Source organism: Mesorhizobium sp. M1252 (genome assembly GCF_040318265.1).
GTDB lineage: Bacteria > Pseudomonadota > Alphaproteobacteria > Rhizobiales > Rhizobiaceae > Mesorhizobium.
In genome coordinates, this window is sequence record NZ_JAMYLX010000003.1 from 154136 (window position 1) to 178266 (window position 24131).

At 63.6% G+C, this 24131-nt stretch carries 22 protein-coding genes; 8 read left to right on the plus strand and 14 right to left on the minus strand.

Annotation, left to right across the window (positions count from 1 at the left end):
* Window positions 1-118 precede the first annotated feature (118 nt).
* Window positions 119-1594, plus strand: coding sequence for an esterase-like activity of phytase family protein (locus NKH22_RS07270; protein WP_023690890.1), 1476 nt, complete (start codon window positions 119-121; stop codon window positions 1592-1594).
* Window positions 1595-1671: 77 nt separating this feature from the next.
* Here NKH22_RS07270 and NKH22_RS07275 read toward each other — a convergent pair whose 3' ends face one another.
* Entirely contained in the window at window positions 1672-2460 is a 789-nt protein-coding gene (locus tag NKH22_RS07275) for a L,D-transpeptidase (RefSeq protein WP_023668302.1), read from the minus strand.
* A gap of 198 nt (window positions 2461-2658) precedes the next feature.
* On the opposite strand from NKH22_RS07275, the gene NKH22_RS07280 reads away from it, so the two are divergent.
* A complete protein-coding gene (locus tag NKH22_RS07280; protein ID WP_023688049.1) occupies window positions 2659-4131 on the plus strand; it encodes an MATE family efflux transporter in 1473 nt (490 codons plus the stop codon).
* 3 nt (window positions 4132-4134) lie between these two features.
* Here NKH22_RS07280 and NKH22_RS07285 read toward each other — a convergent pair whose 3' ends face one another.
* Window positions 4135-5343: an MFS transporter gene (locus NKH22_RS07285; RefSeq protein WP_023821771.1), complete on the minus strand. Its 1209-nt coding sequence runs from the start codon at window positions 5341-5343 to the stop codon at window positions 4135-4137.
* 153 nt (window positions 5344-5496) lie between these two features.
* On the opposite strand from NKH22_RS07285, the gene NKH22_RS07290 reads away from it, so the two are divergent.
* Window positions 5497-6072 carry a TMEM175 family protein gene (locus NKH22_RS07290; protein WP_023682120.1) on the plus strand — a complete coding sequence of 192 codons (576 nt, stop codon included), beginning with the start codon at window positions 5497-5499 and terminating at the stop codon, window positions 6070-6072.
* A gap of 12 nt (window positions 6073-6084) precedes the next feature.
* Here NKH22_RS07290 and NKH22_RS07295 read toward each other — a convergent pair whose 3' ends face one another.
* A complete protein-coding gene (locus tag NKH22_RS07295; RefSeq protein WP_023668298.1) occupies window positions 6085-6366 on the minus strand; it encodes a hypothetical protein in 282 nt (93 codons plus the stop codon).
* Window positions 6367-6497: 131 nt separating this feature from the next.
* Between NKH22_RS07295 and NKH22_RS07300 the strand changes: the two genes are divergently transcribed.
* Window positions 6498-7364 carry an SDR family NAD(P)-dependent oxidoreductase gene (locus NKH22_RS07300; RefSeq protein ID WP_023821772.1) on the plus strand — a complete coding sequence of 289 codons (867 nt, stop codon included), beginning with the start codon at window positions 6498-6500 and terminating at the stop codon, window positions 7362-7364.
* Window positions 7365-7390: 26 nt separating this feature from the next.
* On the opposite strand, the gene NKH22_RS07305 is transcribed toward NKH22_RS07300, so the two are convergent.
* The 3 genes from NKH22_RS07305 to NKH22_RS07315 all read right to left on the minus strand — a co-directional run bounded on the left by NKH22_RS07305 (window position 7391) and on the right by NKH22_RS07315 (window position 9457).
* Window positions 7391-7822, minus strand: coding sequence for a low affinity iron permease family protein (locus tag NKH22_RS07305; protein ID WP_031197064.1), 432 nt, complete (start codon window positions 7820-7822; stop codon window positions 7391-7393).
* A 383-nt stretch (window positions 7823-8205) separates the two neighbouring features.
* Window positions 8206-8847 (minus strand): DapH/DapD/GlmU-related protein, encoded by a 642-nt coding sequence (locus NKH22_RS07310; protein WP_023735962.1) that lies wholly within the window; start codon window positions 8845-8847, stop codon window positions 8206-8208.
* Between the two features lie 91 nt (window positions 8848-8938).
* Complete coding sequence (locus NKH22_RS07315; protein ID WP_023753104.1) at window positions 8939-9457, minus strand: CreA family protein; 519 nt, start codon at window positions 9455-9457, stop codon at window positions 8939-8941.
* Between the two features lie 181 nt (window positions 9458-9638).
* Between NKH22_RS07315 and NKH22_RS07320 the strand changes: the two genes are divergently transcribed.
* From NKH22_RS07320 to NKH22_RS07330, 3 genes are all read left to right on the plus strand, one after another.
* Window positions 9639-10214 (plus strand): SCO family protein, encoded by a 576-nt coding sequence (locus NKH22_RS07320; protein WP_023682124.1) that lies wholly within the window; start codon window positions 9639-9641, stop codon window positions 10212-10214.
* Between the two features lie 82 nt (window positions 10215-10296).
* On the plus strand, window positions 10297-11169 hold the full coding sequence (locus NKH22_RS07325; RefSeq protein ID WP_023682125.1) for a 50S ribosomal protein L11 methyltransferase: 873 nt from the start codon (window positions 10297-10299) through the stop codon (window positions 11167-11169).
* A 105-nt stretch (window positions 11170-11274) separates the two neighbouring features.
* Window positions 11275-13119: an aminopeptidase P family protein gene (locus NKH22_RS07330; RefSeq protein WP_023753103.1), complete on the plus strand. Its 1845-nt coding sequence runs from the start codon at window positions 11275-11277 to the stop codon at window positions 13117-13119.
* Window positions 13120-13274: 155 nt separating this feature from the next.
* Here the strand turns inward: NKH22_RS07330 and NKH22_RS07335 are convergent, their stop codons facing one another.
* A complete protein-coding gene (locus tag NKH22_RS07335; RefSeq protein ID WP_023826605.1) occupies window positions 13275-13571 on the minus strand; it encodes an AzlD family protein in 297 nt (98 codons plus the stop codon).
* The gene (locus tag NKH22_RS07340; RefSeq protein ID WP_023668289.1) at window positions 13568-14296 is read right to left on the minus strand and encodes an AzlC family ABC transporter permease; all 729 of its coding nucleotides are present in this window, start codon (window positions 14294-14296) and stop codon (window positions 13568-13570) included. The genes NKH22_RS07335 and NKH22_RS07340 overlap by 4 nt, the downstream gene beginning before the upstream one ends.
* A gap of 116 nt (window positions 14297-14412) precedes the next feature.
* Between NKH22_RS07340 and NKH22_RS07345 the strand changes: the two genes are divergently transcribed.
* Window positions 14413-15171, plus strand: coding sequence for an SDR family NAD(P)-dependent oxidoreductase (locus NKH22_RS07345; protein WP_023688040.1), 759 nt, complete (start codon window positions 14413-14415; stop codon window positions 15169-15171).
* 22 nt (window positions 15172-15193) lie between these two features.
* Here the strand turns inward: NKH22_RS07345 and NKH22_RS07350 are convergent, their stop codons facing one another.
* The 6 genes from NKH22_RS07350 to ftsZ form a co-directional block, all read right to left on the minus strand.
* The gene (locus tag NKH22_RS07350; protein WP_023682130.1) at window positions 15194-15889 is read right to left on the minus strand and encodes a DUF2461 domain-containing protein; all 696 of its coding nucleotides are present in this window, start codon (window positions 15887-15889) and stop codon (window positions 15194-15196) included.
* Entirely contained in the window at window positions 15886-18090 is a 2205-nt protein-coding gene (ligA, locus tag NKH22_RS07355) for an NAD-dependent DNA ligase LigA (RefSeq protein WP_023804333.1), read from the minus strand. Before ligA ends, NKH22_RS07350 begins: the two co-directional genes overlap by 4 nt.
* 111 nt (window positions 18091-18201) lie before the next feature.
* The gene (gene recN / locus NKH22_RS07360) at window positions 18202-19875 is read right to left on the minus strand and encodes a DNA repair protein RecN (protein WP_023690878.1); all 1674 of its coding nucleotides are present in this window, start codon (window positions 19873-19875) and stop codon (window positions 18202-18204) included.
* Between the two features lie 218 nt (window positions 19876-20093).
* On the minus strand, window positions 20094-20963 hold the full coding sequence (locus NKH22_RS07365) for an outer membrane protein assembly factor BamD (protein WP_023668284.1): 870 nt from the start codon (window positions 20961-20963) through the stop codon (window positions 20094-20096).
* 263 nt (window positions 20964-21226) lie between these two features.
* On the minus strand, window positions 21227-22174 hold the full coding sequence (gene lpxC, locus NKH22_RS07370) for a UDP-3-O-acyl-N-acetylglucosamine deacetylase (protein ID WP_023668283.1): 948 nt from the start codon (window positions 22172-22174) through the stop codon (window positions 21227-21229).
* A 269-nt stretch (window positions 22175-22443) separates the two neighbouring features.
* Entirely contained in the window at window positions 22444-24102 is a 1659-nt protein-coding gene (gene ftsZ, locus NKH22_RS07375; protein WP_352909266.1) for a cell division protein FtsZ, read from the minus strand.
* Window positions 24103-24131 lie beyond the last annotated feature (29 nt).

Sequence of the window (24131 nt, forward strand, 5' to 3'; positions counted from 1 at the left end):
CGCTCTGTCACGCAAGTATCATGTTCGCGTCCTAGACCGCTTTGCGAGAGGGCGACATCGTCGATGCGATGCGGTGGCCCCTTTGCGCCGCTCAAGGCTTGTCACAAAGAGGATCTCCATGAAAATCTCGCACCGAACCGTGTCGCTCGGCGCCGCATTGGCGCTGTTTACCGCCCTGACCCCTGCCCTTGCCGACAGCACAGCCACCGTTGGTGGCTTCGTCAACAAGGGCCTGGTCGGCGTCGGCCGCATCCCGGCCGATCAGAAGGACAAGTTCGGCGAGACCTTCGGCTCCGGCTCCGGCATGTCGATCGACGCCGCAAGCTGGACCCGTGGCGCGGACGGCTACAAGGGCTCGCTCTGGTTGCTGCCGGACCGTGGCTACAATGTCGTCGGCACCACCGATTACCGGCCGCGCCTCAACACTATTCGCATCGAGTTCACGCCGGTAGCACTAGGCGCCACGCCCACCTCCGGCCAGGAACAGACAGGCGTCAAGGCGACGCTTGCCGATTCCCTGCTCCTCACCGACGACAAGGGCGCTGACGCCACCGGCCTCGATCCGCTCAACGGCGTGCGCGCGGCCAATGGCGACCTGCCGATCCTGCCCGAGGCCAATGGCAAGCTGGCGCTCGACAATGAGGCGATCGCGCGGCTGCCCGACGGCACCATGTTCATCTCTGACGAATACGGCCCCAACATCTACCGCTTCTCGGCCGACGGCCATCTGTTGTCGGCAACGCAGCCGCCGGCCGCTTTGGTGCCGATGCGCAAGGGCGCGCCGAACTTCGCCTCCGACAATCCAGGCCCCGGTGCAGCCGAACCCGATCCGAAGGATCCCGAAACCGGCCGCCAGAACAACCAGGGTCTCGAAGGCATGGCGCTGACGCCGGACGGCAAGTCGCTGATCGCCGTGCTGCAATCGGCGCCCCGCCAGGATGGCGGCGATTCGCCCGCGACGCGCCAAAACACCCGCGCGCTGGTCTATGACGCCTCCGACCCGGCCCATCTCAAGCTGGTGCATGAATATGCCGTGCCGCTGCCGGTGTTCAAGGACGCCAAGGACAAGACCAAGGTCGCCGCGCAGAGCGAGATCGCGGCGCTGTCCGACAAGACCTTCCTGATGCTGGCGCGCGACAGCGGAAACGGCCAGGGGGTGAAGGGCGATACTTCGCTGCTGCGCCAGATTTTCGTCGTCGACGTCTCTGGCGCCACCGACATTGCCGGCGGCGCCTTCGATGCCGCCGACAAGCCGCTGGCGCCCAAGGGCGTGCTCGACCCCTCGGTGACCCCGGCCAAGCTGACGCCGTTCATCGACATCAACGACAACAAGGAACTCGGCCGTTTCGGCCTGCATGACGGCAAGCCCAACGACAAGAACAATCTGTCGGAGAAGTGGGAAGCAATGTCGGTGGTCAGCGTGCTCGATCCGGCGCTGCCCGACGACTATTTCCTGTTCGTCGGCAACGATAACGACTTTCTCACCCAGGACGGTTTTCAGGTCGGCGCGCCCTACAAGGCCGAAGACGGCGCCGATGTCGACACCATGTTCCTGGTCTATCAGGTCACGCTTCCGGGCCTCGCCAAGAAGTAGTCGTATACAAAAAAGCGGACGCGCCCGGCGCGTCCACCTCTACCGTTTGTCGGCAATCAGCGATGCCGTGACGGCACCTATTTCAAAATCTCCGCATCCCTTGGCACGCCGGCATCGATCGGCTCGGCGGTCCGGCTCGACACAGCCATGATCTTGCCCGCGGCCGACAGGTTCGGGCGCACATAGACCTGGGCTACGCCGTTGACCCGGCTGTAGAGGTCGATGATGTCCTGGTTCATGAAGCGCACGCAGCCTGACGACGCGTTCTTGCCGATGGAATCCCATTCCGGCGTGCCGTGCAGCCGGTACATCGTGTCCTTGCCGTCGCGGAACAGATAGAGCGCGCGCGCACCGAGCGGGCTCTGCGGTCCGGGCGGCATGCCGTCCTTGTATTTCGCCAGTTCCGGCCGGCGCTGGATCATTTCGGGCGGCGGCGTCCACACCGGCCATTTCTTGCGCGCCTGGATCACGGCGCTGCCGGTCCAGCCAAACCCGGCCTTGCCGAGGCTGACGCCATAGCGCATTGCCTTGCCGCCGTCGCGCACCAGATAGAGAAAATGCTCGGATGTATCGACGACGATCGTGCCGGGTTTTTCGCCGGTCGGATCGTCCACGATCTGGCGCACGAATTTCGGATCGAGCTTGGCGACGGGGATTGCCGGCAATGAAAAGCCCTCATCGACGCGCGCCGAATACATGGTGGCGGCATCGCCCAGAGCCGGTTCGGGCGCCGGAGCGGGCGTTGGCGGCACCACGACGTCGGTCGTGGTGCAGGCTGAAAGCGCCATGGAAGCGGCACCCAAAGCGGATATTCCAAGAAACGCGCGCCGGTTCAGGCGCTCGGAAAAAAGCGGATTGTCGGACATGATCCCCCCAGCCTATTCATCATATCCAACAGGATATGCGACCCCACGCGGCGACGACCCATATCCCATTCCGAATGTTTTGAGAACTGATTAGCTTGAAGCCGCCAGGTGGCATGTTCCAATGCCGCATCGACCTTGTCCGTTAAATCGGCGATCATTGCCGGGCGGACTTTGAGATGAACCTTCGCCGAACAGCCCATGGACGAAAAAATACCACCGCGCCGGCGCACCGGCGACCTGACCAGCGGCCCGATTCCGCGCACGCTGCTTTTGTTCGCTCTGCCGGTGCTCGGCTCCAATGTGCTGCAGTCGCTCAACGGTTCGATCAACGCTGTCTGGGTCGGCCGCTTCCTCGGTGAATCGGCGCTGACCGCCACCTCCAACGCCAATCTGGTTCTGTTCCTGATTCTTGGCACCGTATTCGGCATCGGCATGGCCGCGACCATCCTGGTGGCGCAATCGGTCGGCGCCCGCGACCTGCCCGAGGCGCGGCGCATCGTCGGCACCAGCGCCAGCTTCTTCTTCCTCGTCTCGGCTATCTTCGCCGTCTGCGGCTGGATCTGGGTCGACGCCATCCTCAACACACTGGGCACCCCGCCCGATGCGCTGCCGCTGGCGCGCTCCTATCTGCGTATCATCTTCGTCGCCGTGCCGATGATGAATCTTCTGTCCTTCGTCATGACGGTGCTGCGCGGTGCGGGTGATTCGCGCACGCCATTCTTCTTCATGGCGCTCGCCGTCGTGCTCGACATCATCCTCAATCCGCTGCTCATTCGCGGCATCGGCCCCTTCCCCGAACTCGGCATCGCCGGCTCCGCCACCTCGACGCTGATCGGCCAGACAGTGAGCGTGATCGCCATCCTCGTCGTGCTTTATGCCAGAAAGCATCCGCTGCGGCTCGCCGGCGCCAACCTCGCTCTGCTGCGGCCGGATCCGGCGCTGCTCAGGATCGTCGTCTTCAAGGGCGTGCCGATGGGCCTGCAGATGATCGTCATTTCGGCGGCGGCGCTGACCGTCATGGGCATCGTCAACTCCTACGGCTCGCAGGTCGCCGCCGCCTACGGCATCGCGGCGCAGCTGTGGACCTATATCCAGATGCCTGCACTGGCGATCGGAGCCGCAGTCTCGTCGATGGCGGCCCAGAATGTCGGCGCCGGGCGCTGGGACCGCATCGGTCGCATCGCGGCGTCCGGCGTCGGCTTCAACCTGGTGCTCACCGGCGCCCTGGTGGCGCTGCTGTTCCTCTTCGACAGGCCGGTGCTCGGCCTGTTCCTTAGCCGCGACAGCACCGCAATCGACATTGCAGCCCACATCAACAAGGTGGCGTCCTGGTCGTTCATCCTGTTCGGCGTCACCATCGTGCTGTTCGCCACCGTGCGCGCCACCGGTGCCGTGATGCCGCCGCTGATCATTCTGGTGATTTCCGTGCTGGTCGTGCGTACCGGCTTTGCCTACTTCTTCAGGAGCTACATCGGCGAGGAAGCGCTGTGGTGGAGTTTTCCGGCGGGATCGATCACCTCGCTGGTGCTGGCCGCCGCCTATTATCGCTTCGGCCGCTGGCGCACCATGCACATGATCGAGGACCGGCCGGCCGCCGGCGAGCCGCCCGACACCGGCCTCGGCATCCCGCGCGGACGGGCAAACATGGCGCCCGAGACGCCAAACGGGTGAGGCTCAGCGCGCGTATTTGACGCCGAACCCCAGCGCTACGACAGAGAACAGCGTGATCATGCCGGCGAAGGCCAGGCTTGCCGTCGTCGGAGTGGCCCAACTCGACAGCAGCCCAATGCCGATCACCGGCAGCGCATTGCCGCAGAAGCAGCAGATGAAGAACGCCGACACCAATTCGGCGCGACGCTCGGCAGGTGCGATCTGGTTCACCACCTGCAGGCCGCCGCGATAGCCGAGCGCCGCCGCCACGCCGCACACAGCGGTGGCGGCAACCATCAGGGACATCGACGCGAAAAACTGAGCAGCAACCATCAGCCCTACGGCCGGGATCATCAGCGCCAGCGCGGCCAGCGTGCCGGCGCGGCTGGACAGTCGGGTCGTGGCCAGAATGGTCGCGGCCGCAACGATCGACAGTTCAAAGAACAGCGCGCCGGCCTCGGCATGGTTGGCCACATGCAGTTGCTGCGCCAGGATGCTCGGCGCCAGGGCTGCATAGAAGCCGACCAGCGCCATGGCGCCGAAACCGGTGACCGCCGGCGCCACGAAGGCAGCGCGGATATCGCTCGGCACCGATAGCCGTGGCCGCAACGAAACGTCGGTCAGCCTGCCCGGCCGGGACACGGTTTCGCGGGTACGCCAGATCAGCAGCGTCACCACCACCAGCAAGGCAAGATAGACCGCAAACGTTAGTCTCAACGGCCAGGGTGCATATTCGGCGAGCAGGCCCGATGCCAGCGCGCCGAGGCCAAGGCCAACGAAGTTGGTGCTGGTGGCGATGATTGCCGCGCGCGATTTGTCCTTGCCTTCGATCAATTCGGCAAGCCAGGCCGTGCCGGTTCCCGCGCCGACGCCGATGCCAAGGCCGCTCAATATGCGGGCGACATCGAGCCATGCGACATTCTCGGCCAGCAGGAACACCACCGCGCTGACCACCGCTATGGCCATCGACGCCAGCGCCGCAGGACGGCGGCCAATGCCGTCGGACAAGCGCCCGAACATCAGCAATGCGCCGAGATTGCCGACGACATAGACGGCGTAGACCAGCGTCAGCGTGATCTGCGAGAAACCGAAGGCCTGCTTGTAGATGACGTAAAGCGGCGTCAGCACCGTGCTGCCGGCGAACAGCGCGGCGATCATGGCGGCAACCGCGGCCATCGCGGGCCGGCCATCGAGTCCGTTGTCGCGCGTCGTGGTCTCGGCATAGCTGGTCATGGCAACCTCCAACCAATCGCCCAACGCCCAATTGCGCCCCAACGTCCATGTAAGGATGGCCGTTCCACGCGCCGAACTTCATCCTGACAACCTTGTCAGGATGGTCTTGCCCGAAGTCCTCGCTTAACGTCTTTCCATCGAGAGGGAGAATTTATGGGAAAAGGTAGAGTCGAGGCATTCACCGATGGGGTGGTCGCCATCATCATCACCATCATGGTGCTGGAGCTGAAAGTGCCGCATGGCGAGGATTTTTCAGCGCTTCTGCCGCTGTGGCCGATCTTTTTCAGCTATGTCTTGTCGTTCATCAATGTCGGCATCTACTGGAACAATCTGCACAACATGTTCCACACCGTCCAAAGGGTCGACGGCCGCGTGCTGTGGGCCAACCTCAACCTTCTGTTCTGGTTGTCGCTGATGCCGGCAACGACGGCCTTCATGGGCGAGAACCATTTCGCGCCGGTCCCCGTCGCCGTCTATGGCATCGACCTGGTGCTGTGCGCGGTCGCCTACACCTTTCTCGCCACCAAGCTGCACCATTTGCACGGCAACGACACCGCCTTCGCCAAGGCGCTGGGCAATGACCGCAAGGGCAAGATCTCGGTGGCCCTCTACGCCGCCGCCGTCCCGCTTGCCTTCGTCAACCAATGGATCGGCGTTGCGATCTTCGTGCTGGTGGCCGCCGTCTGGTTCGTGCCGGACACGCGTTTTTCGCGGGTGCTGGAAAAGTAGCGTAGGACGCCTCTACTTGCGCATCGCCTTCAGCTTTTCGGCAACCGACGCCGCAAGGTCGGCATAGCGCTCCTCCAGCCGCTCGGCCGCCTTGATGATCGAAAAATCATGGCCGAATTTTTCCAGCGCCATGCGCAATTTCTCAACGAACTCGGCCTGTTTTTCGAGTGCCGAAAACAAGGTCTTCACCTGCGCTTCGCTTATGTCCGGATTGGCAAGCATCTGTGGCACCTCGCGGCCCATCTGGTCGCCGGTGGCGGTCTGCTCCTTCAGGATCGCAACCCAGTCGGTCAATCGGCAGTCTCCTGTTCGGCCGCAGCATGCACGGCCGCCGTTGATGCGGTCAACCCGAACACGCGGGACGGCCTTGCACGATGCGCGTCCCGCGCTAAGTTCGGCGCCACCCGAACCCTAGGAAAAAGATCATGAACTCCGACGCCGAAATCCAATCCGCTTTGCCCGCCCTCAGCCGAGGCAACGTCGCCGTCATCACCGGGGGCGCCAGCGGCATCGGGCTTGCCGCTGCCAAAAGGCTGGCGGCTATGGGCATGAGACTGGTGCTGGCCGACATTGGCGGCGCGCGCCTCGATGCGGCCCGCCAGGCAGTCGCCGCGATCACCGGCGAGAATGCCGTGCTTGCCGTCGCCACCGACGTTTCGAAGGCCGACGAACTCGGCCGGCTGGCGGAAAAGACGCATACCGCTTTCGGCGCCGTATCGCTGCTGATGAACAATGCCGGCGTCGGCAACAATCCGGGAAAACCGTGGGAGAACGGCGACGCCTGGAAGCGGCTGATCGACATCAATTTCTGGGGTGTCGTACATGGCGTCGAGGCCTTCGCTCCGGCCATGCTGGCCTCCGGAGAGCCTGGCCTGATCATCAACACCGGCTCCAAGCAAGGCATCACCACGCCACCGGGCAATCTCGCCTACAACGTCTCCAAATCGGCATTGAAGACGTTCGCCGAAGGCCTGGCGCACGCATTGCGCAACGAGCCGGGCGCGAAGGTCGCGGCGCATCTTCTCATTCCCGGCTTCACCTTCACCGGCCTCACCGAAGGAGCGGTCGAAAAACCGGCTGGCGCCTGGACCGGCGAGCAGGTGGTCGACTTCATGCTGGCTTCGCTGGCGCGTGGGGACTTCTACATCCTGTGCCCCGACAATGAGGTGATGCGGCCGACCGATGAAAAGCGCATGGCCTGGGCGATCGGCGACATCATCGAGAACCGGCCTGCTCTCTCGCGCTGGCACCCCGACCATAAGGACGCTTTCGCGGCCTTTATGGGAAACTGATCGTCGAACTCAGCCAAAGCCGAGACTCAGGCGGGCGCGCGTTTTTTCGCGGTGCGCTTTTGCGAGACGGCCTTCTTGGCCGCGAGTTCGGCGAGCTCGTGGTCATGGCGTTTTGCCGCCCGCTCGCATTTGTCTCTGATCTCCTCGACCTCGGATTCGGTCAGGTGCTCGATGCCGATGAAATGATTGTGGCCCTCGCTGACGCGGATCAGTTCGTCGAGCTTGGCCTGAACCGCGGCACCGTCGCGGTTCTGGGTGTTCTGGATCAGGAACACCATCAGGAAGGTGATGATCGTCGTTCCCGTGTTGATGACGAGCTGCCACGTATCGGAGAAGCCGAAGAATGGCCCGCTTACCGCCCAGACGATAACGATGGCGCAACAGGCGATGAAAGTCGGCGGCAGGCCCGCCAAGTGCGAAACGGTGTTGGCGATTCTGGTAAACAGCTTTTCGATCATTCACATCCTCAACCGTTCAAAGCGCGACGAGCTGACCAAGGCCGCATTCATCGCTCCAACAATAAACAACCGGCAGCCGCTTCCGGTTCCCTGTCGCAGAGGGCATCGCTGATGCAATTGTATGCACGCCAAAGGCGCAGCGCCGTGAAAAGCCGCCTTATCGGTTTGTTGCCATTAGTCACCATGCAGGCCAAAAAACCTGTTCCGTCCGCTTCACGCGGATTTGTCTCCAAGCCCCTTCCGCTGCGCCACCCCCGCATGGCGGAAGGGGTTCGTTGCGTTGCCGCAGACCGGCGGAACTCTTCCCGACACGTGCCGTTCAGAATTTTGGCGCCAGGATTTCGGCCAGCCAGTCGATGAAACCGCGCACGCGCGGCGAGCTCTCAGGAATGCTCTTGCTCCCAGCGATCGAGGAAATCCTCAATCGGCAAAGCCTGCATGTCGGGAACCGCTTTGGCGAGTTTCTCCGGCGGCCAGTCCCACCAGGCAAGGCTTTCGATCCGCGCCGCGATCTCGGAGGGAAAGCGCATGCGCAACGGCTTCGCCGGTACGCCGGCGACGATTGCGTAGGCCGGTACATTCCGCGTCACCACCGCATTGGCGCCGACGATGGCGCCATTGCCGATGCTGATGCCGGGCATGATGACGGCGCCATGGCCGATCCAGACATCGTTGCCGATGCTGACCGCCTTGGCCTGCCGCCGCGCGCGGAACGCCACGTCGACGCCAAGCCAGCGGAAATACTCGTTCGGCCGGTAGCTGAGCTTGTGCTGCGTGATCCGCTCGATCGGATGCTCCAACGCATTGATGCGGCTGTTGGCGGCGATCGAGCAGAATTTTCCGATCGTCGTGTAGATCGCCTCGGCGTGGCGCTCGAAATAGGAGAAATCGCCGACATTGACCTCGCGCAGCACCACCCGTTCGCCGATCGAGGCATAGCGGCCAAGCTTGCACGCTTTCAGCTCCGCGGTCGGATGGATGCGCGGCTCCGGATCTTTCAGGACGAGGTTTTCGGTACGGTCCATGCGGCGGATTTACCCCCGCGCAATTGCAGAAGCAATTGTCGCGTCGCGATCGGACCCGCAGGCGGGTGGATCGTGCGTCGGCTCCGACCGGCTATTTCGGCTTGCCGCCGGTCCACACCACGTTCTGGCCGAACAGCGGCACGGTCGTCACCGACATTTTCGCCGAGCCGTCCTGTACCTGGCGCGAATGCGAGAGATAGATCAGCGTCTCGTTCTTCTTGTCGTAGATGCGGTTCACCACCTGCTTCTTCCAGATCAGGCTGATGCCTTGCTTGAATACCTCTTCGCCGCCCTCGCTCATGTCGATGTCGCCGATGGTTATCGGTCCGGTCTGGCGGCAGGAGATCGAGGAATCCGATGGATCCTCGAACCAGTTGCCCTTGTGCAAGCGGTCGATGACGCTGCGGTCGAAATAGGAGACATGGCAGGTCACGCCGTCGATCTTGGGGTCCTTGATCGCCTCGACGATGATGTCGTTGCCGACCCAATCGACGCCGACCTTGCCGACCTCCTCTGCCGCGGCGGCACCGGCGCCAAGGGCAATGCATGCGGCCAGCGCGCCGCCGATCAGTTTCTGCCCAATCCGTCTCTGCCCAGTCCGTCTTTGCAAGGGAGCCTCCTCAGGTTCGGTTTGCCGGTCTCAGGTGGGATAAGGGCCAGCTGTTTGCAAGGTAGCGTCCAGCCCGGTTGCGGCAACGCGGCATCTTTGCCTTGCTCCCTGCGACCGGCTAAGACTGCTCGCCAACAGGAGCGCCGATCCGGCGCTCGATTTCTGCGACGGACACTTCCTGATGATGCGTTCAATTCTGGTCGGCATTCTGGTTCTGATGGCGGCGGGCATCGGCTGGCTCACCTTTGACTTCTATCGCGGCCATTATGGTGGCGAGCCGTATGGTGCGCCATTCACGCTGGTCGACCAGAAAGGCGCGCCAATCACCGAAGCCGCCTTCAGGGGAAAACCCAGCATCGTCTTCTTCGGCTTCACCCATTGCCCGGAAGTCTGCCCGACCACTTTGTTCGAAATGGCCGGCTGGCTGAAGGCGCTGGGCGACGACGGCAAGAACCTCAACGCCTACTTCGTTACCGTCGATCCAGAGCGCGACACGCCGCCGGTGATGAACACTTACGTCAGCAATTTCTCCGACCGCATCGTCGGCATATCGGGCGATCCCGACAAGGTGCACGCCATGGCGAAGTCCTTCAACATCTACTGGAAGAAGGTCGACACCGGCGACGGCGATTACACGATGGACCACACCGCCTCCGCGCTGCTGCTCAACGCCAAGGGCGAGTTTTCGGGCACCATAGCCTATGGCGAAAGCGCCGATACCGCGATCGCCAAGCTGAAGCGGCTGGCGGCAGGCTAGGCATGATCCCGAAACGTGGATTCCGGTTTTCTCGGACAGAAAAGTGTTGTCCAGAGATCATGCTCAAACAAGAGACCAACTGATGGGTCAGACCAGGCTCCACTTCATCGCTGGGAAGATCGAGGCCGACCGCATCTTTGCCGCGCTCGAACCGGCTTTCGAGGATGAAGGCCTGCCGATCGCCGTGCTCGAAGTCGATGAAGACCGCGACATCTATGAGGTTTCGCTCTACACCGACGGCAATGTCGACGCGGTTGAGGCGCGGCTAAGGGACAGCCTTGCCGGACTGTCCCTGTCGAAGCCGATCGAGCGCGAGGTTTTGCCCGACATCGACTGGGTGGCGCGCTCGCTGGAGGGACTGAAGCCGGTGCGCGCCGGACGTTTCTTCGTCCATGGCGCGCATGACCGCCGGAAGCGCCACAGCGGCGAACTCGCCATCGAGATCGAGGCCGGCCTTGCCTTCGGCACCGGCCATCACGGCACCACGGCCGGCTGCCTCGAAATGCTGGAACGGGTCGTGCGCCGCGAACGTCCCAGGAATGCCCTCGACCTCGGCACCGGCAGCGCGGTGCTGGCAATCGCCGTCGCCAAACTGGCGCATATTCCGGTGCTGGCGACCGACATCGATCCGATCGCCGTCAGGGTCGCCGCCGCCAATGCCCGCCTCAACCACGTCAAGGCGCTGGTTGAAACGGTGACGGCGCCCGGCTTCCACCACCCGATCTTCGGCAAGCGCGCGCCTTTCGACCTCATCGTCGCCAACATATTGGCGCGGCCGCTGATGCGGCTGGCGCCTGAGATGGCCAGGCACATCAGCCTCGGCGGCTCGATCGTGTTGTCCGGCATCCTCGAGCGCCAATGCAATGCGGTGATCTCGGCCTATGTCGGCCAGAATTTCCGGCATGTCAGGACCTTGCATCGCGAAGGCTGGGTGACGATCCACCTGAAGCACTGAGACGCAACGCGCTTTGGACCAATCCGAGCCTGTTGCGATTGGCGAAAATCGATTCCGGTTTTCCGGGTCATGCGCTACGGTCGCGCCCGATACAGGAGGCATACCATGTTCCAGACCTTCGATTCCGCAGGCGACCCCAGCGTCGGCAAGCCGCGCGTGACGTTGCTGCGGCGATGGCTGGCGGATAATGGCCTCGACGGTTTCCTGGTGCCGCGCGCCGACGAGCACCAGGGCGAGTATGTCGCCGATCGCTCGGCGCGGCTGAAATGGTTGACCGGCTTCAGCGGCTCGGCGGGCGTAGCACTTGTGCAGCGTGACCGCGCCTTCATGTTCGTCGATGGCCGCTATACCTTGCAAGTGCGCCACGAGGTCGATCTCGACATTTTTGCGATCGAGAGTCTCGTCGACAACCCGCCGGCCTCCTGGATCAAGGACAATCTCGGCAAGGGCGCCAGGCTTGGCTTCGACCCGTGGCTGCACACGATCGCTGAGGTCAAGGCGCTGAAAACCTCGGCTGAGCAATCCGGCGCGACGCTGGTGCCGCTCGACAGGAACCCGATCGACATCATCTGGAAGGATCAGCCGGCGCCGCCCGTGGCGCCGGTCGAAATCCACCCGATCGGCTTTGCCGGGGAACTCGCCAAGGACAAGCTGGCGCGGCTGGTGGCGGCAATCGGCAAGGAGGGCGCGACGCACGCCGTGCTCACCGACCCCTCCTCGATCGCCTGGGCCTTCAACATCCGTGGCGGTGACGTGCCGCACACGCCGCTGGCGCTCGGCTTCGCGATCCCTGCCGCCGACGGCAAGCACCAGCTGTTCATGGACCAGCGCAAGTTTTCGCGCACGGTCGCCGCCTATCTCACCCAACTCGCCGATCTGCACGAGCCCGGCGAATTCGAGGCGGCGGTCGTTACCCTTGCCAAGGGCGGCGCCAAGATCGCGCTCGACCCGGTGCTGGCGGCGGAGAAGCTGAGAATGCTGGTCGAGGACAATGGCGGCGCATTTGTTTCAGCGGCCGATCCCGCCCGCATTCCGCGCGCCACCAAGAACCAGGCGGAAATCGCCGGCAGCCGCGCCGCGCACCGCCGAGACGGGGCGGCCGTGGCGAAACTGCTGTGCTGGCTGGAACGGCAAAAGCCGGGCACGCTCGACGAAATAACCGTTGTCACCAAGTTGGAGGAGGTGCGCCGGCAGACCGGCGAGGAAACGCAGATGCCGCTGCGCGACGTCTCCTTCGACACCATTTCAGGCAGCGGTCCGAACGGCGCCATCATGCACTACCGCGTGTCGCGCGCCACCAACCGCGAGCTGGCAAAGGGCGAGCTGTTCCTGCTCGATTCCGGCGCCCAGTATCAGGACGGCACCACCGATATCACCCGCACGGTGCCGATCGGCCAGCCGACCGAGGAGATGCGCGAGCGCTTCACACTGGTGCTGAAAGGTATGATCGGCATTTCCACTCTGCGCTTTCCCGCCGGCACGCGCGGCTCGGAAATCGACGCGGTGGCGCGCATGGCGCTGTGGAAGCATGGCTGCGACTTTGCCCACGGCACCGGCCATGGCGTCGGCTCCTATCTGGCGGTGCACGAAGGGCCGCAGCGCATCGCCCGCACCGGCACCGAAAAGCTGCTGGCCGGCATGATGCTGTCCAACGAGCCCGGCTATTACAAGGAAGGCTCCTACGGCATCCGCATCGAGAACCTGATCCTGGTGACACCGGCTGAACAGGTGGAGGGCGGCGACATCGCCATGCACGGTTTCGAGACGCTGACGCTGGCGCCGATCGATATCAGGCTGATCCGCACCGACCTGTTGACGCGCGAGGAGTTGCACTGGCTGGATACTTACCATGCCTGGGTGCTGGCCGAGATCGGCCCGATGCTCGACGGCGAGACGCTGGCTTGGCTGGAGAAAGCGACAGCGCCGCTGCCGCACGACGCCAAGATCTGAAATGAGCTTCTTTCTCCCCGTCACTATACGGGGAGGTGAGGAGCGGTCCGCGAAGCGGACGAAAAGCCAATTGCTTGGCTTTTCGAGTGACGAACGCCCGCCAGGGCAATGAGCGGCGGCGCCGACAGTTCGAAACTGTTCCGCGCGCAGGCGCCCTATGCCACAAACTGCCGCGCGAGGACCAGCACCACCGCCCCGGCCAGAAACATCGCCATCAGGCCGCCGCGCAGCGAGACCACAGCGGCGACGACCAGCGCCGCCCATTCCGCCGGTCCGGCGCTAAGTGCGGCGGGCGCCACCAGCGTCGTCAACACTGCGGCCGGCACGGCATTCAAACCCGCCTCGACGCGTGGATGGATGTGGTCGAAGCGCGAGATCACCAGATGGCCGCCGACGCGGGTGAGATAGGTGGCGATCGCGCCGGCAATGATGATCCACAAGTTCGCGCTCATCGTTTTGCCTCCACACCGCTATGGTGCGGCGGCAGGATGACGGCCAGAAGCACGCCTGCAACGGCGCCGATGGAGACGTGCCATGGCGATCCCACAGTTTTGTAGGCAATGATCGACGCCGCGGCGCTGGCGATCACCACCGGCAGCCACAGTGGCCGGTTGCGAAAGCCCATGACCAGCCCGAGGAAATAGATCGGCAGCAGGAAGTCGATGCCGAGCGCATGCGTGTCCGGGATCAGCTTGCCGAACACCGCGCCCAGCGCGCTCTCGATCCCCCAGAACACATAGACCGGCAGGCCAAGCCCCATGTACCAGGCAAAGCCAACGGTCTCGCCGGCTTCGGCCTTACGCTCGGCCACCGCGAATTGCGGATCGGTGAGCACGAAATAGCCCAGCGCTTGGCTGATAACCGGCCAGTGCGCGATTCGCCGGCCGATGCTGGCGGAGTAAAGCACGTGACGGAAGTTTACGGCGAAGATCGACAGCACGATCAGCCATGGCGCGACATGCTGGCCGAACAATTCGATGCCGACCATCTGGCTGGCGCCGCCGAAGATCAGCGCGCTCATCAAGAAAGCTTCGAGAACGGAAAAGCCGTTGTCGACGGCGATGGCGCCGAACAGCAGCCCAAATGGCGCCGCGGCGACAACCACCGGCATCGACAGCCGCACGCCGTCCCAGAAGTCGCTGGCCACGGAATTTTCGCTTAAGGTCTCTGCCGACATGTCACATTCCCATCTCGCGCTGCTATGTAGGAGCCGGCGTTTGAAAAGTCAGACGAATTCGCTTGAGCCAACAAATCAGCGAAACTGATGTTGTAAAAACAAATGAGGGGGTTCGGATGATCGCTTATGATTTCACCGGCAGGCACGCGGTCGTCACCGGCGCCGGTGGCGGTATGGGCGAGGCGATCTCGCTGGCGCTGCTCGAGGCCGGCGCCTCGGTCACCGCCATCGACGTCAAGCCGCGTCCGGCGTCGCTTGCCGCCTATGACGACCGGCTCACCTTTGCCCAGGGCGACCTCACCGACGCCGCCTTTGTCGAGCAGACCATCAACGCCGCGGGCCGCAAGCGCGGCGGCATCGATTATCTCGCCAATGTCGCAGGCGTGCTCTGGTTCGGCCGCGACAAGTCGGCCCTCGAGATGGACCTTGATGTCTGGGACCAGGTCTTCAACATCAATCTGAAATCCTTCGTCCACACCGCGCGGGCGGTGGTTCCGCATATGCGGGCCGGCGGACGCGGCGGCGCCATGGTGCACTTCTCCACCATCCAGTGGTATCGCGGCGATCCGACCCCGCAGGATGCCTACCAGGCATCGAAGGCCGGCGTCTGTGCGCTGTCGAAGTCGCTCGCCATGCAGTTGGCGGGCGATGGCATCCGCTCCAATTCGATCTGCCCGGGCATGGCGTTGACGCCGCTGCAGGCGCGCTGGGACACCGAGGAGAAACGCGCGGCCGTTGCCAATTATGCGCCGCTCGGCCGCATCGGCACGCCGCAGGACATGGCCAATGCCGCGCTCTTCCTGCTTTCCGATGCGGCAAGCTACATCACCGGCATCGAACTGGCAGTCGACGGTGGGCTTTTGATGCGGATGTAGCCGAGTAGCGCGCCGGGCTGATTTAGCTCCGCGGTGCCGTGCCCTGGATCGCCCTGCCCCAGTCAAGCAGCGGCTTGGCGCGCAAGGCGAAATCGACAAGCTCGTCGACCAGCGTCGGCGCGTGAATTCCAGCCGGATCGATCATGTGCTGGACATAGAAGTGCCGGTTGCGGATGGCGTCGACAAGATCGGGTTCGTTGACCTGTTCGAAGCCGCGCGGCGTGCGCTTCATGCGGCCCTCGGTTTCAAGTTCGAAGCCGTTTTTCTTCAGCGTTGAGAGCAGTTTTCGGAACTCGGCCGGCCGGGCGACGATCGCCTTGCGCATCGCCAGCAGCAGGGACGGCTCCGGATTCCACCAGGCGACATCGGCAAAGCAGCGGTCGATCCCGACATAGACGAAGAACACGCCCTGCTCCATCTTGGTGCCATCCGGCGACAGCATGGCCGACAAATGCTGGTTGTAGGGCCGCTTGTCCTTGGCGAAGCGCACGTCGCGGTTGATGCGAAACAGTGACTTCTTGCGGTCTCCGCGCAAGCCCAGACCCGCCGCCGCGAAGCGCTCGGTCAGCGTCTCGACCAGATCGCAGAACGGCTCATGCAACTCGCTGTCGTAAAGCGCGCGGTTTTCCTGGAACCATTCGCGGCTCTGGTGGAAGTCGAGCGCCTTGAGGAACGGTATGGCCTTTTGCCCGAACCCTTTGAACGAACCGGCGGTCATGCCTTGCCGACCCGTTGCAGCCATGTGTCCTCGTCGATGACTTCGACGCCGAGTTCGCTGGCCTGCTTCAGTTTGGAGCCAGCGCCCGGCCCGGCCACCAGCAGATCGGTCTTCGCCGACACCGAACCCGCCACCTTGGCGCCGAGCCGTTCGGCCATCGCCTTGGCTTCGGAGCGTGTCATCTTTTCCAGCGTGCCGGTGAAGACGATGGTCTTGCCGGCAACCTCGCTGTCGGTCGACACGGTGACGACATACGGCTTCGGCTTGACCTGTTCGAGCAGTCTGTCGAGCACGTCGTCATTGCGTTCATTGCCGAAGAAATCGCGCAACGCGTCGATCACCGTGTCGCCAATGCCGTTGATGGAGGGGAAGACGCTGTGCGGATCCTCAGCCGCCGCCGTTTCCTTGCCGACGCGGATCAGCTCCTCGATGGTCGAAAACGTCCGGGCAAGCACGGCCGCCGTCGTTTCGCCGATATGGCGGATGCCGAGTGCGAAGATGAAGCGGTCGAGCTCCGGCTCGCGGCGCGAATCGATGGCCGCGAACAGCTTGTCGAGGCCTTCATAATTGCGGTTCTCGACACCGCGCACATTCTTGCGCGCCTTGCCCGATGCCGCCTCGCGCTGCCTAGCCTGCTCCTCGCGCCGCTCGGCCAGCGCCCTGGTGACGGCCGGGCGGCGATCCCTGAGGGTGAAGATATCGGCGGCGGTCTTGACCAGTCCCGAATTGAAGAACAGGTCGATATTCTCGGCGCCCAGCCCCTCGATGTCGAGCGCGCCGCGCGACACGAAATGACGCAGCCGCTCCACGGCCTGCGCGGCGCAGATCAGCTCGCCGGTGCAGCGCCGGCGCGAATCCTCCTTGCCGGTCTTCTCGTTGATTTCGCGCGTCGCCGGCGAGCCGCAGACCGGACAAATGTGCGGGAATTCGTAAGGCACCGCATCAGCCGGCCGCTTGTCGACGACGACGCTGACGATCTGCGGAATGACATCGCCCGCCCGTTGTATGACAACCGTGTCACCGATGCGGACATCGATGCCGTCGCGAATCGGCAAGCCGTTGCTGTCAAAACCCTTGATGTAGTCCTCATTGTGCAGCGTGACGTTTTCGACCACCACGCCGCCGACCGTGACCGGCGCTAGCCGCGCCACCGGCGCCAGCGTACCGGTACGGCCGACCTGGATGTCGATCTTCTGCACCGTCGTCATCGCCTGTTCGGCCGGGAATTTATGCGCAACCGCCCAGCGCGGCTCGCCGGTGACAAAGCCCCAGCGACGCTGCAATTCCAGCTGGTCGACCTTGTAGACGACACCGTCGATGTCGTAGCCGAGCGACGAACGCAGCTCCTCGATCTTGTGGTAGTGCGCGATCAGCTCCTCGACAGACTTCGCCCGCACCATCAATGGGCTGACCTTGAACCCCCATTCGGCGAATTTCTGCACCGAATCATATTGGGTCGGCGCCGGATCCGCTGTCGTATAGCCCCAGGCATAGGCAAAAAATTTAAGATTGCGGCTGGCGGTGACGGACGCATCCTTCTGTCGCAAGGAGCCCGCTGCCGTATTGCGCGGATTGACATAGTCCTGGCCGCCCACCGCCGCCGAGCGGGCCTTCAGTGCCTCGAATTCCGCATAGGTCATGTAGACCTCGCCGCGGATCTCGATGGTCTCGGGCCAGCCCGATCCTTTCAGCTTGGCGGGGATGTCGGCGATGGTCCTGAGATTGGCGGTGATGTCCTCGCCTACAGTGCCGTCGCCGCGCGTAGCACCCTGCACGAACACACCGCGTTCATAGCGCAGCGACGCCGACAGGCCGTCGATCTTCGGCTCGGCCGTAAACGCGATGTCGAGGTCCTTGTCGCGGTCGAAGAAGCGCCGGCCACGCTCGATGAAATCGGTGACGTCCTCGTCTGTGTAGGCCTTGGCGAGGCTGAGCATCGGCACCGCATGGCGCACCTTGGCAAAGCCTTCCGCCGGCGCGGCGCCGACCCGCAGCGAGGGCGAATCCTCCCGCACCAGACCGGGAAACCGCTCCTCGATGGCAAGGTTGCGCCGCCGCAGCGCGTCATATTCCGCGTCCGTAATCGTCGGCGCGTCCTCGGCATGATAGCGCCGGTCATGACCGGCGATCTCCTCGGCCAGCCGCTGGAGCTCATCCGCGGCTTCGCTTTCGCTCAACGATTCGACTGGTTTTTCAGACATGCAGCGGTCCCTGGACAGTGGCGCGACACCATAAATCAGGATTTCGGAAAAAGCATTCCTGAACAGCGGGATGGAGCCATATCCTGACTCAGTCCGAAAGCCTTGCGACGACTACGCTGCAGCAATATTCTCGCGTAGCAGCCGTTCGGCGGCTGCGCGCGCCTCTTCGGTGATGGTGGCGCCGGCCAGCATGCGCGCAATCTCTTCCTGGCGCGCCGCCCGGTCCATCTCGGCAATGCCGGTGGCAACCTTGTCCGAGCCGCCGGATTTGGAGATCAGGAAATGCGTCGCAGCACGTGCCGCCACTTGCGGAGCATGCGTGACCGACAGCACCTGCACGCGCTTCGACAGCCTGGCCAGCCTTTGGCCGATCGCATCGGCCACGGCGCCGCCGACGCCGGTGTCGATCTCGTCGAAGACCAATGTCGGCGCCGAGCCACGGTCGGCCAGCGCCACCTTGAGCGCCAGCAGGAAGCGCGACAGCTCGCCGCCGGAGGCGACCTTCATCATCGGCCCAGGCCTGGTGCCGGGATTGGTGCGCACCCAGAACTCGACCTGGTCGATGCCTTCTTCCATGCGGTTCTCGCCATCGCTGGCCAGTTCGACGATGAACTCAGCCCGTTCCAGCTTCAGCGCCGGCAATTCGGCCATCACAGCCTTGGTCAGGCCGACCGCGGCCGCATGGCGAAGGGCGGAGAGCTGGGCTGCGGAAATATCGTAGGCTTCGCGCGCCGCTGAGGCCTGCTTTTCCAAGAGATGCAGGCGCCCCTCGCCGGCATCGAGATCGGCGAGATCGGCCAACATGGTGTCGCGCAGTTGCGCCAGATCGTCGACAGCGACACTGTGCTTGCGTGACGCCGCACGCAGCGAAAACAGCCGCTCTTCCGCCTTCTCCAGCCGCTGCGGGTCGTATTCGGTGGCGCGCAATGCCGCCTCGACGCCCGATTGCGCGGCATCCAGCGACAGCATCGCCTCATCCAGCGACTTCACCACATCCTCGAGCAGGCCCGGCGCTTCGCTGGCCTTGCGCTGCAGGCGCCTGAGCAAACTGGCCAGTTGCGGCAGTGGCGAGGACGGGCCTGACAGCACATCCTGCGCATCGTGTATTTCCGAGGCGATCTTTTCGGCCCGCATCATCGTGGCGCGCAATTCGGCCAGTTGCGTCTCTTCGCCGGGCTGCGGATCGAGCTTTGCCAGTTCCGCCACCGAGGCCCTGAGATAATCGGCCTCGCGCGCCGCTGCCTCGACCTTGGCGCGGTGCCTGGCAAACTCCTGCTCGGCGCCGCGCCAGTAGCGCCACGCCTCGCCGGTCGCGCGGGCGGCGCCGAGATGGCCGCCAAAACTGTCCAGCAATTCGCGATGCGCGCCTGGATCGACCAGGGCGCGCTCGTCATGCTGGCCGTGGATCTCGACCAGCGCGTGGCCGATGTCGCGCATCAGCGTGACGCTGGACGGCTGGTCGTTGACGAAGACACGGGTACGGCCATCCGCCGTCTGCAGCCGGCGCAGGATGATGTCGCCGTCATCCTCGATGGCGTTCTCGGCCAGCAGCGCGCGCACCGGGTGGTTGCGCGGCACATCGAAGACGGCAATGACCTGGCCCTGGGCAGCACCGTGCCGCACCAGCGAGGCGTCGCCGCGGGCGCCAAGCGCCAGCGACAGCGCGTCGAGAAGGATCGATTTGCCGGCGCCGGTTTCACCGGTCAGCACGGAAAGGCCGGGCTGGAAGTCGATATCCAGCTTCTCGATCAGGACGATATCGCGGATCGACAGTCTGGAAAGCATCAGAACCCGGACCTCAAGCAATTCCAGGAAAAGTGCGTAGCGGTTTTCCGTCCGGAATTGCGTAGAACAAAAAGTTAGGACGGTTCAGCGCCTCAATCAAACCACTGAACCGCTGTGAAGCGGCATGCGACCGATGGAGTCGCAGCGCCGCACTATCTTTTTGTTTGAGCGTCGGATCAATCCGAAAAGCGCGTTCCGCCTCAGTCGATGCTCGGGCGTCAGGCGCCGGTGATCAGCTTGCCGGCCTTGGATATCCACGATCCGGCATTCTCGCGCGGCTCAAGCCCGTTGCTCTGCAACAGCTTGTAGGTATCCTTGTACCATTGGCTGTCGGGATAATTGGTGCCGAGCACCGCAGCGGCGGTTTGCGCTTCCGAGGTCAAGCCCATCGCGTAGTAGCTTTCGGCCAGACGCGCCAGCGCCTCTTCGACATGGCGGGTGTTGGAATAGTTCTCGACCACGTTGCGGAAGCGCTTGACGGCAGCAATGTATTCGCGCCGCTCGAGATAATAGCGGCCGATCTGCATCTCTTTGCCGGCCAGCTGGTCGTTGGCGAAACGGATCTTTTCCTTGGCGTCGTCGACATATTCCGACGTCGGCCAGCGCGTCACCAGATCCTGCATCGTCTGCACGGTCTGGCGTGCTTCCTTCTGATCCTGGGTGACGTCCTTGATCTGCTTGTAGTAGCTCAGCCCGATAATATACTGGGCGTAAGCCGCGTCGTCGGTCGACGGATAAAGCGTCAGATAGCGCTTGGCCGAGCCGATTGCTTCGTCATAACGGCCTGCGCGATAGTCGGCGAAGGCGCCCATCACCATCGATTTGCGGGCGAATTCCGAATAGGGGTGCTGGCGGTCGACGGCGTCGAACTTCTTGCTCGCCTCATCCAGGCGGCCGGCATTGAGATTGGCAAGGCCTTGATTGTAAAGGACGTCGGCCGGTTCGGTCTGGTCGACATAGGTCGACAGGTCGACGTCTTTCTCGGACGACATGCAGGCCGAGAGGAAGAGCGATGGCACAACCACCGAAAGCGCCAGGAAAACAGCCCGATACGGCGCTTTCGATTGACCAACTCGCTTGAAGAACATGATTGGATTGCGCCCTTTCGGCGTTAGTTCAATGCCTTTCGCATGGCGTTCCCTCAAAACTGATCCCCACTTTTGAGCGACATGCGCCTAACAGACGGCAGCAGCCATAAACCATAACTGCCTTGCCCAGCAACGCTATGTCTAGCCAATCGCACATTTTTGTGGCGGCTTGGTGTTGCCCCGAATGCTACGCACTTTCACTGGCCGGTGATGCTTTCGTGCAACACCGGCCAGCGTTCAGAAAGCCAGAAAATCGTTAAGAATCAGATCACCCAGGGCGCAAAGACAGGGCCGGTGACGGCGCTCATCTCGGCGGTGCGGCCGCGCTCGCGGCGCGTGGTCTCGACGACCTCGAAGGCCGAACGGTCGGACAGAAGCCGCCGCAAAGCGGCCGCATTCATCCGGTGACCGCCGCGATAGGAGCGGAAACAACCAATGAAACGGGCGCCGGCCAGCGCCAGATCGCCCATCGCGTCCATCGTCTTGTGGCGAGCGAACTCATTGGGGTAGCGCAGGCCGCCCATGTTGATCACCCGGTTGTCGTCGCCGATCACCAGCGAGTTCTCCAGCGAGGAGCCCAGCGCATAGCCGGCCGCCCACAGCCGCTCGACATCCTTCATGAAGCCGAAGGTGCGGGCGCGCGCGATATCCTGGCGAAAGATGTCGGGGTTGATGTCGGAGGCGAATAGCTGGCGGCCGATCGCCGGGCTTTCGAAATCGATCTCGACCTCGAAGCGCGTGCCGCTATAGGGCCTGAACTCGGCCCAGGACGCGCCATTCTCGATGCGGACGGGCTTGACCACCCTGATGTAGCGGCGCTTGACCGCCAGCGTCTCGATGCCGGCTTGGTCGATGGCTTCCACGAACGCCACCGCACTGCCATCGAGGATCGGAACCTCATGACCGTCGATCTCGATGACGATGTTGTCGATGCCGAGCCCGAAAAGCGTCGCCATCAGATGTTCGACGGTGGCGATATGCTCGCCTGCCGGATCGCCGAGCATGGTGCAGAGATCGGTCGCGCCGACTTCAGCAACCAGCGCGCGGAACTCGCGGCTCTCGCTTCCGTTCGAAAGGTGGAAGAGCACGCCGGTGTCGGCGTCCGCAGGGAGGAAATTGACGGTGACCGGTTTGCCGCTGTGAACGCCGGTACCGGTCAGCGTTGCACGCGATTTCAGTGTCGTCTGATAGTCTTGCAAGACAAACCCCATAGCCCAAACGCCTAAGTCCGCTTTAACCCAAAAGGCGCGGCTCTTTTTATCGGCAGGCAGGGCCACTTCCCCGAATCCCAGCACACCGAAAGTGCTGCGGCAAAGATAATGGTCTGTCAGGGAGACTCCAAATCACGGTTTCTTACTCTGTGTAACCGCGACAGACCTTGAGCGTCACATCGTAACACCTTGTTATTAAACCACTTTAACGTTAACAGGCAGACAATCTCTCGTCTGCCTGTTAACAAGTGTTACATACCGTTAACGGCTCAGTTGGCCTGGCGGCGCAGGAAAGCCGGTATCTCCAGCTGGTCGTCTTCCTGGGTCGACCTGGTCTGCGGCGTCAACCGGCCCTGATCGTCGAGCTGGCCGCGGCGCGGCGCGTAAAGCTGCGGATCCTGGCTGGCAAGGCGGCGCATTTCCGGCGCCGCCTGGCGCAGTTTCGGTTCGCGCGGCTGTGCCGGCTGCAACCGGGCCGGCTCTTCTTCGCGGCGCGTCAGTCCGTTGGTCAGCCGCTTGAGCAGCCCCATCGGCCCGCTGTTTTCATGGTCGGCCGGACGGCCCTTGGCTTCCACCTCGGCCCGCACCACCGGCGGAAAATCCTCCACCCGCGGCATGCGCTGCGGTGCGGCAGCCACCGGCTGCGGCATTTCCCGCAGCGGCGCCGGTTGCATCACCTGCTGCACGACAGGCTGCGGCTGGGCAGGCGGGGCCTGGAAGATCTTGCTCTGCGGGCGGAAATCTTCCGGCTGGGCCATCTGCGCCGGACGAGCCATTGCCGCCGCATTGGCCTCGGCAAGCTGGATCGCCTCGGCCACCGGATCGGCCGCGCGCTGCTCATAGGTCTGCTGCTGGACCGGTGCCGGACGGCCTTCCGCCCCCGAAGCCGCTGGGCGGCTGACCGGCTTCTGCTGCGGCGGCACGGCCCGGATCGAGATCGGCGCCGCGGCAATTTCAGCTGCCGATTTGTCGATGCCGGTGGCGACCACCGAGACGCGGATGACGCCTTCGAGTTCCTCGTCGAAGGTGGCGCCGAGGATGATGTTGGCGTCCTGATCGACTTCCTCGCGGATGCGGGTCGCGGCCTCGTCGACTTCGAACAGGGTCAGGTCGCGGCCGCCGGTGATCGAGATCAGCAGGCCCTTGGCGCCCCTCATCGAGGTCTCGTCGAGCAACGGATTGGCGATCGCCGCCTCGGCGGCGGCCATCGCGCGGCCCTCGCCCGAAGCTTCGCCGGTGCCCATCATCGCCTTGCCCATTTCGCGCATCACCGAACGCACGTCGGCGAAGTCGAGATTGATCAGACCTTCCTTGACCATCAGGTCGGTGATGCAGGCAACACCGGAGTAGAGCACCTGGTCGGCCATGGCGAAGGCGTCGGCAAAGGTGGTCTTGTCATTGGCCAGCCGGAACAGGTTCTGGTTGGGGATGACGATCAGGGTATCGACACATTTCTGCAGCTCCTCGATGCCGAGATCCGCCGTCTTCATGCGGCGCTGGCCTTCGAAATGGAACGGCTTGGTGACGACGCCGACGGTGAGGATACCCCGTTCGCGCGCCGCGCGGGCAACCACGGGAGCCGCACCGGTTCCGGTGCCGCCACCCATACCGGCGGTGACGAAGCACATATGGGTGTTGGAGAGATGATCGATGATCTCATCGATGCACTCTTCCGCCGCCGCACGGCCCACTTCAGGCTGCGAGCCGGCGCCGAGCCCCTCGGTGACATGCGCGCCGAGCTGGATCAGCCGCTCGGCCTTCGACATGGTCAGCGCCTGTGCATCGGTGTTGGCCACGACGAACTCGACACCGCGCAAGCCCGCGGTGATCATGTTGTTGACGGCATTGCCGCCGCCGCCGCCGACACCGAATACGGTGATCCGCGGCTTGAGCTCGGTGATGTCCGGCTTTTGCAGATTGATCGTCATTGTCTCCGTCCTTTGCCTTTCCCGCCGCT

Excerpts from the sequence above, each read along its gene's own strand:
- NKH22_RS07270 (WP_023690890.1), top strand. The coding sequence starts at position 119 with ATGAAAATCTCGCACCGAACCGTGTCGCTCGGCGCCGCATTGGCGCTG.
- NKH22_RS07275 (WP_023668302.1), bottom strand. The coding sequence starts at position 2,460 with ATGTCCGACAATCCGCTTTTTTCCGAGCGCCTGAACCGGCGCGCGTTT.
- NKH22_RS07280 (WP_023688049.1), top strand. The coding sequence starts at position 2,659 with ATGGACGAAAAAATACCACCGCGCCGGCGCACCGGCGACCTGACCAGC.
- NKH22_RS07285 (WP_023821771.1), bottom strand. The coding sequence starts at position 5,343 with ATGACCAGCTATGCCGAGACCACGACGCGCGACAACGGACTCGATGGC.
- NKH22_RS07290 (WP_023682120.1), top strand. The coding sequence starts at position 5,497 with ATGGGAAAAGGTAGAGTCGAGGCATTCACCGATGGGGTGGTCGCCATC.
- NKH22_RS07300 (WP_023821772.1), top strand. The coding sequence starts at position 6,498 with ATGAACTCCGACGCCGAAATCCAATCCGCTTTGCCCGCCCTCAGCCGA.
- NKH22_RS07305 (WP_031197064.1), bottom strand. The coding sequence starts at position 7,822 with ATGATCGAAAAGCTGTTTACCAGAATCGCCAACACCGTTTCGCACTTG.
- NKH22_RS07310 (WP_023735962.1), bottom strand. The coding sequence starts at position 8,847 with ATGGACCGTACCGAAAACCTCGTCCTGAAAGATCCGGAGCCGCGCATC.
- NKH22_RS07320 (WP_023682124.1), top strand. The coding sequence starts at position 9,639 with ATGATGCGTTCAATTCTGGTCGGCATTCTGGTTCTGATGGCGGCGGGC.
- NKH22_RS07325 (WP_023682125.1), top strand. The coding sequence starts at position 10,297 with ATGGGTCAGACCAGGCTCCACTTCATCGCTGGGAAGATCGAGGCCGAC.
- NKH22_RS07330 (WP_023753103.1), top strand. The coding sequence starts at position 11,275 with ATGTTCCAGACCTTCGATTCCGCAGGCGACCCCAGCGTCGGCAAGCCG.
- NKH22_RS07335 (WP_023826605.1), bottom strand. The coding sequence starts at position 13,571 with ATGAGCGCGAACTTGTGGATCATCATTGCCGGCGCGATCGCCACCTAT.
- NKH22_RS07340 (WP_023668289.1), bottom strand. The coding sequence starts at position 14,296 with ATGTCGGCAGAGACCTTAAGCGAAAATTCCGTGGCCAGCGACTTCTGG.
- NKH22_RS07345 (WP_023688040.1), top strand. The coding sequence starts at position 14,413 with ATGATCGCTTATGATTTCACCGGCAGGCACGCGGTCGTCACCGGCGCC.
- NKH22_RS07350 (WP_023682130.1), bottom strand. The coding sequence starts at position 15,889 with ATGACCGCCGGTTCGTTCAAAGGGTTCGGGCAAAAGGCCATACCGTTC.
- ligA (WP_023804333.1), bottom strand. The coding sequence starts at position 18,090 with ATGTCTGAAAAACCAGTCGAATCGTTGAGCGAAAGCGAAGCCGCGGAT.
- recN (WP_023690878.1), bottom strand. The coding sequence starts at position 19,875 with ATGCTTTCCAGACTGTCGATCCGCGATATCGTCCTGATCGAGAAGCTG.
- NKH22_RS07365 (WP_023668284.1), bottom strand. The coding sequence starts at position 20,963 with ATGTTCTTCAAGCGAGTTGGTCAATCGAAAGCGCCGTATCGGGCTGTT.
- lpxC (WP_023668283.1), bottom strand. The coding sequence starts at position 22,174 with ATGGGGTTTGTCTTGCAAGACTATCAGACGACACTGAAATCGCGTGCA.
- ftsZ (WP_352909266.1), bottom strand. The coding sequence starts at position 24,102 with ATGACGATCAATCTGCAAAAGCCGGACATCACCGAGCTCAAGCCGCGG.